The organism is Paenibacillus sp. AD87 (assembly GCF_001659845.1).
In the GTDB taxonomy this organism is placed as follows: Bacteria; Bacillota; Bacilli; order Paenibacillales; family Paenibacillaceae; genus Paenibacillus; species Paenibacillus marchantiae.
Genome location: NZ_LXQN01000019.1, coordinates 953,538 through 960,703 on the forward strand (window position 1 = coordinate 953,538; position 7,166 = coordinate 960,703).

A 7,166-nucleotide genomic window follows, 5' to 3' on the forward strand; every position below is an offset into this window, starting at 1 on the left:
GATTGCTCTAACGTTCGTTCTACATAGATCCAAATTATAATAACGGAGGGATGGCCCTGTATGGACCCGATGCACCGGATGGAGCAACTCGTTACCGAGCTAAACCAGCATAATTATCAGTACTACACGATGGATCAGCCGCAGATCAGCGACAAGGAGTATGATCTTCTGTACGACGAACTGGTTACGCTGGAACAGGAGAGTGGCATGGTTTTGCCTGATTCTCCGACACAGCGTGTGGGTGGTGAACTGCTCAAAGGGTTTACACCGCATCGTCATTTATCCTCATTGTGGAGCTTGGACAAAGCCCAGAATATAGAGCAGCTGCGAAACTGGAATACTCGCGTGCTCAAGCTGGTCAATGACTTCAACACCAAAAATCCAGACAATCCGTTGCCCGAACCTGGCTATGTGATTGAACTGAAGTTTGACGGTTTGACCCTGAATCTAACGTACACAAACGGTGAGTTGGTTCAAGCCTCTACGCGTGGAAACGGAGCTGTAGGGGAGGGCATTTTGGCTCAGGTTAGAACCATTAAATCTGTTCCGCTTAAAATCCCGTATACAGGCGGCACAATTGAAGTCCAGGGTGAAGGCATCATGAATCTGTCTGTATTGAATCGTTATAATGAAACGGCAGCAGAGCCGCTCAAAAATGCCCGGAATGCCGCAGCAGGAGCACTGCGCAACCTTAATCCGAAGACTACCGCTGAGCGACGGTTGAACGCCTATTTCTATAATGTAGGTTATTCGGATGATATTCAGTTTGCTAACCATCAGGAGATGATGGACTTTCTCCGTGAGAATCGATTCAAAGTCAATCCGTCCATTACGTATTTCCATGAGTTTGATGATGTGATGGAGCAGTTGGCTGCGATACAGGAGAGCCGTGGTCAACTAGACTACCTGATCGATGGAGCTGTTATCAAAATCACAGACATGCGCACCCGTGAAGCACTGGGTTACACGGATAAATTCCCGCGTTGGGCGGTAGCGTACAAATTCGAGGCGGAAGAGACCACAACCGTTCTGAACTCTGTAGTCTGGAATGTGGGTCGTACCGGCAAAGTAACTCCACTTGCTCGAGTTGAACCGGTTGAGCTAGCTGGGGTAACGGTACAGAACTGCACGTTGAATAACGTAGGTGACATTGAGCGGAAAAATCTGAAGTTTGCCTTGGGTACACGTGTCTTTATCCGTCGTTCCAATGATGTTATTCCTGAGATACTGGGTAAAGTGACTGAAGAGAGTGACGGCGAGGAAATCGTGTTCCCTGAGCAATGTCCGGCATGTGGATTCCCGCTGGAACAGCGTGGAGCGCATTTATTCTGTAACAACAAGCTGGCGTGCAAACCGCAGACGGTGGCCCGGATTTCTCATTTTGCTTCCCGTGATGCTATGGACATTGAGACATTCAGCGAGAAAACGGCGATTCAGCTGTACGATGAATTGAACGTGCGTGAGCCTGCTGACCTGTATACATTGCAATTCGATGATTTGGTGAAGCTGGAGCGGTTTGGTGAAAAGAAAGCGAACAACCTTATTGCTGCACTGGAGCAGAGCAAGGATCGTGACCTCGCTTCGTTCCTATATTCACTGGGTATTCCGAATACAGGTAAATCGACTACACGTATGCTGGCTGATCATTACCGCGACCTGCATGCCATTATGAATGCAACGGCAGAGGAACTCGTTGAACTACCTGATGTAGGTGGTATTGTAGCTGAGAGCATTGTGACTTTCTTTGCAGACCCGTTTACAAAGGCAGCTATCGAGAAGATGCTGAATTTAGGCGTGAAAGCTCAGGCGCCTGAGGCACCAGCAGCGATTGTGGAAGATTCCTTCTTCAGTGGCAAAACGGTCGTGCTGACCGGAACGCTGCATCAACTTACGCGGGAAGAGGCAACGCAACGACTCGAAGCACTTGGAGCGAAGGTAACGGGTAGTGTCTCCAAAAAGACAGACCTCGTTATTGCCGGAGAGAAGGCAGGTTCTAAACTGACCAAAGCTCATGATCTCGGCATTCCTACCATTGAGGATGAGGACGAACTTGTACGTCTTTTAAATCAAGAGGGATAGATTCTGAATGTGGAGTAGGCTTTGATTAAATCGGAGCGTAACTCGAATAAGGTATAGATAACTTAAAGACCCCTGTACCACGAATAAGTGGAACGGGGGTCTTTTGTTTGCACATTTATTTAAACTCAACTGTATATCGGCAGTAACTCAAATCAGGAACGCGCCTGAGAAGCACCAGTAAGCCATGCATCCTTGTCATAACCTCGTTCTTCCCAGTAGCCGATATGTTCGCTGTCAATCAGTTCAATACGATTCAGCCACTTGACGGACTTATAGGCATACATCTGGGGAATGACCAATCGTACCGGACCGCCCAAATCTGCCGGGATCGGTTTGCCGTCATGCATGACAGCTACCATAATATCATCCATCTGTGCCTGATCCATCGTAATAGCATCCGTATATACGCCGTCCCCGGAGTAGAACTTGACGCTGTGCGCTTCGGGTTTCACTCCGGCTTGGGTTAGTAATTGCTTAAGAGATATGCCTTCCCAAGTGTTCTTATATACAGACCAGCCTGTAACGCAATGAAAGTCACTGACCTGAACGGTACGTGCAAGCTTCACGAACTGCTCCCAGTTCCATACCTGTGCGCGTTCGACAAGCCCATCAATCCGGAATGACCAGTTTGCATTGGAAAAGGAAGGTATCGGTGTTACCGTGTATACGCGAAAATGACCTTCAGCCCCGCCTCCGACGGGAGGGGAGGAAGCTGGCAGCGCTTTTGGCAAAGGCACCATGTGATTGGGATCGTTCTCCAGCATGCTGTCAATACTGTTGTCTAGTTTGAGGTTTCGTCCAACCCATGATATAAAAGTAGGCCCCAAAGTCACAGCTAGGCCCACGCCTACAGCAGACCGAATAAATGCCCGCCGTGTATACACGGGTTGAGGTTTCTCTGGTTGATGGAGAGGACTCTCCTTAATGGTACGTATAGATTCGGTAGAAACTATCGCTGCTGGCGTCGTATATTCATCAGGAGCATCAGTTGGATGCACCATATTTCTACCCTCTGCTACAACTGTCGTTGCTTTTACTGCACGGCGTGCAGGATCTTTTAACCATCTCGTTCGCGTGATGGAATGGTAGATAATATAAGGCAGGCCCACCCAAGTCAGCAAATCATGAACCAGAAGCGCGGCATTCGACCATCTCGGCCCAGCGAGCTTGAACTGCCATAACACTATACCTGATAACAACCATCCTACCAGCAGTACAAGAACAACGATTGTATTTGCTCTCTGCCATGGCCTATTGCGAAGTTGTTTCCAGTGCTTTCCGGCCAAAAGTAAGTAATACACCACAGGTGCTAGCATAGCTAGACCGACGACAATATGTAGCCACTTTAACCATACGCGCCCAATCCCGAGTAACTCACGCCAGAAACCACCGACCAACATAAGACCTGATACCGCGAGGATAACAACAATCCAGGCATTCCAGGCATGAATGGAAACGAGCTTTTTACCATAACCCTTTCGAATGTTCTTCAGCCATTGCTTCATATGCTTTCACCCCATATAGGTTATTCATCAGAGCATCCTCGATATAAATGAAGCCGATTGTGATTAGAGAGCGGTTCTGAATTTAGTATTATTGTGTACTGTGTCAGTGATTACTTGAACGGGAGTATCCTATTCATTCCTTATTCTATATTATATATACCTTATTATAGAGCGTTTTGGATCACTTGTATCAAAAGGTGAAGGGAAACACTTCTAATATAAAAGTATCCTCTAATTGGTTATCTAATACTATTGGTTCAAAAGTAGATGTACCCTTTCTGTTTTTAGTAAATAGAATTCATTTTTCAGTAACTCGAAGTATCTGTATGTAAATAGAGTTGATCCATCCGGATTCATATAATCTGTCGATTGATGTAGTTGAGAGTTTCGTTAGATAGCGGGAGTTGTGGATTATAAATCATTTATATAAAGGTTATTAAAAAGTGCTTGCTAAATAAATTAGATCATGATATATTATTTCTTGTCGCCTCAAGCGAATGATTGTCGAAACGCTTTGAACGCTGACGAAAAAAAGAGTTGACAGTTAGTTAGTTAACATGATAAGATAAGATTCCTGTCTGGTTGACAAGCATTAACACAAACGGACAACAAGTTCCTTGAAAACTGAACAAATGGATAGTAACTTTTGATTCATAATGAATCGTCAGTTTCAAAATGAGCTTATCGCTCTTTTCAATACTTTATTGGAGAGTTTGATCCTGGCTCAGGACGAACGCTGGCGGCATGCCTAATACATGCAAGTCGAGCGGACTTGAAGAGAAGCTTGCTTCTCGGATGGTTAGCGGCGGACGGGTGAGTAACACGTAGGCAACCTGCCCTCAAGTTTGGGACAACTACCGGAAACGGTAGCTAATACCGAATAGTTGTTTTCTTCTCCTGAAGAGAACTGGAAAGACGGAGCAATCTGTCACTTGGGGATGGGCCTGCGGCGCATTAGCTAGTTGGTGGGGTAACGGCTCACCAAGGCGACGATGCGTAGCCGACCTGAGAGGGTGATCGGCCACACTGGGACTGAGACACGGCCCAGACTCCTACGGGAGGCAGCAGTAGGGAATCTTCCGCAATGGGCGAAAGCCTGACGGAGCAATGCCGCGTGAGTGATGAAGGTTTTCGGATCGTAAAGCTCTGTTGCCAGGGAAGAACGCTTGGGAGAGTAACTGCTCTCAAGGTGACGGTACCTGAGAAGAAAGCCCCGGCTAACTACGTGCCAGCAGCCGCGGTAATACGTAGGGGGCAAGCGTTGTCCGGAATTATTGGGCGTAAAGCGCGCGCAGGCGGCCATTTAAGTCTGGTGTTTAATCCCGGGGCTCAACCCCGGATCGCACTGGAAACTGGGTGACTTGAGTGCAGAAGAGGAGAGTGGAATTCCACGTGTAGCGGTGAAATGCGTAGATATGTGGAGGAACACCAGTGGCGAAGGCGACTCTCTGGGCTGTAACTGACGCTGAGGCGCGAAAGCGTGGGAGCAAACAGGATTAGATACCCTGGTAGTCCACGCCGTAAACGATGAGTGCTAGGTGTTAGGGGTTTCGATACCCTTGGTGCCGAAGTTAACACATTAAGCACTCCGCCTGGGGAGTACGGTCGCAAGACTGAAACTCAAAGGAATTGACGGGACCCGCACAAGCAGTGGAGTATGTGGTTTAATTCGAAGCAACGCGAAGAACCTTACCAGGTCTTGACATCCCTCTGATCGGTACAGAGATGTATCTTTCCTTCGGGACAGAGGAGACAGGTGGTGCATGGTTGTCGTCAGCTCGTGTCGTGAGATGTTGGGTTAAGTCCCGCAACGAGCGCAACCCTTGATCTTAGTTGCCAGCATTTCGGATGGGCACTCTAAGGTGACTGCCGGTGACAAACCGGAGGAAGGTGGGGATGACGTCAAATCATCATGCCCCTTATGACCTGGGCTACACACGTACTACAATGGCCGGTACAACGGGCTGTGAAGCCGCGAGGTGGAACGAATCCTAAAAAGCCGGTCTCAGTTCGGATTGCAGGCTGCAACTCGCCTGCATGAAGTCGGAATTGCTAGTAATCGCGGATCAGCATGCCGCGGTGAATACGTTCCCGGGTCTTGTACACACCGCCCGTCACACCACGAGAGTTTATAACACCCGAAGTCGGTGGGGTAACCGCAAGGAGCCAGCCGCCGAAGGTGGGATAGATGATTGGGGTGAAGTCGTAACAAGGTAGCCGTATCGGAAGGTGCGGCTGGATCACCTCCTTTCTATGGAGAATCGTTTCCCGCGTGGAAACATTCAAATACGCAGCTTAGCTGCAACAGCAACACAGTTACTTATCCATTTGTTCAGTTTTGATGGAATTTGAGGGGCCATAGCTCAGCTGGGAGAGCGCCTGCCTTGCAAGCAGGAGGTCAGCGGTTCGATCCCGCTTGGCTCCACCAAAGAATTTCGTCTATTTAGCTTGTTCTTTGAAAACTAGATATCGAAACGAAAATTGCGAATTAGAACATTCCTTTTAGGGATGGATACTTGTTCGGTTCAAGTAACCGAAACAACAATCATCCTAGCTGAACTTGTGTAAACAAGTGAAGTGTTTATAAGGTAGAATGCTATTGCGATGGTATCGAATGGGAAGCGACTTTTGGCTTTGGACGTAGTCCAAAACAAGCGGAGCGCGCCATCGAAACCGGAGCAACTGGTTAAGCTACTAAGAGCACACGGAGGATGCCTAGGCGCTAGGAGCCGATGAAGGACGTGGCGAACAACGAAACTGCCTCGGGGAGCTGTAAGCAAGCTTTGATCCGGGGGTGTCCGAATGGGGAAACCCAGCTGGGGTAATTTCCAGTTACTCATAACTGAATACATAGGTTATGTAGAGGCATACCAAGGGAACTGAAACATCTAAGTACCTTGAGGAAGAGAAAACAATAGTGATTCCGTCAGTAGCGGCGAGCGAACGCGGAGAAGCCCAAACCAGAGAGCTTGCTCTTTGGGGTTGTGGGACGTCTCACATGGAGTTACAAAGGAACCGGTTAAGCGAAGAGGTCTGGAAAGGCCCGCCAAAGAAGGTAAAAGCCTGTAGTTGAAGTCTGTTCCCTCCGAGACGGATCCCGAGTAGTGCGGGGCACGTGAAACCCCGTATGAATCCGGCAGGACCATCTGCCAAGGCTAAATACTTCCTAGCGACCGATAGTGAAGCATGTACCGTGAGGGAAAGGTGAAAAGCACCCCGGAAGGGGAGTGAAATAGAACCTGAAACCGTGTGCTTACAAAAAGTCAGAGCCCGTTTTAGGGGTGATGGCGTGCCTTTGTAGAATGAACCGGCAGTTACGTTCCCGTGCAAGGTTAAGGTGAGAGCCGGAGCCGCAGCGAAAGCGAGTCTGAATAGGGCGACATAGTACGTGGACGTAGACCCGAAACCGGGTGATCTACCCCTGTCCAGGGTGAAGGTGCGGTAACACGCACTGGAGGCCCGAACCCACGCATGTTGAAAAATGCGGGGATGAGGTGGGGTAGCGGAGAAATTCCAATCGAACTCGGAGATAGCTGGTTCTCCCCGAAATAGCTTTAGGGCTAGCCTCGGAAAACAGAGTCG

2 protein-coding genes, 1 tRNA gene and 2 rRNA genes are annotated in these 7,166 nt (G+C 48.6%); 4 read left to right on the forward strand and 1 reads right to left on the reverse strand.

The window, feature by feature from the left end; all coding sequences use genetic code 11:
• The first annotated feature begins 60 nt into the window (after positions 1 to 60).
• On the forward strand, positions 61 to 2,079 hold the full coding sequence (ligA, locus tag gpAD87_RS27720) for an NAD-dependent DNA ligase LigA (RefSeq protein WP_063568265.1): 2,019 nt from the start codon (positions 61 to 63) through the stop codon (positions 2,077 to 2,079).
• Between the two features lie 152 nt (positions 2,080 to 2,231).
• Here the strand turns inward: ligA and gpAD87_RS27725 are convergent, their stop codons facing one another.
• Positions 2,232 to 3,584 (reverse strand): molybdopterin-dependent oxidoreductase, encoded by a 1,353-nt coding sequence (locus gpAD87_RS27725; RefSeq protein WP_064641973.1) that lies wholly within the window; start codon positions 3,582 to 3,584, stop codon positions 2,232 to 2,234.
• A gap of 701 nt (positions 3,585 to 4,285) precedes the next feature.
• Between gpAD87_RS27725 and gpAD87_RS27730 the strand changes: the two genes are divergently transcribed.
• The 3 genes from gpAD87_RS27730 to gpAD87_RS27740 all read left to right on the forward strand — a co-directional run.
• Positions 4,286 to 5,835: ribosomal RNA gene (locus gpAD87_RS27730) — 16S ribosomal RNA — on the forward strand.
• Positions 5,836 to 5,936: 101 nt separating this feature from the next.
• A tRNA-Ala gene (locus gpAD87_RS27735) sits at positions 5,937 to 6,012 on the forward strand.
• Positions 6,013 to 6,268: 256 nt separating this feature from the next.
• Positions 6,269 to 7,166, forward strand: a 23S ribosomal RNA gene (locus tag gpAD87_RS27740); the annotation flags it as partial.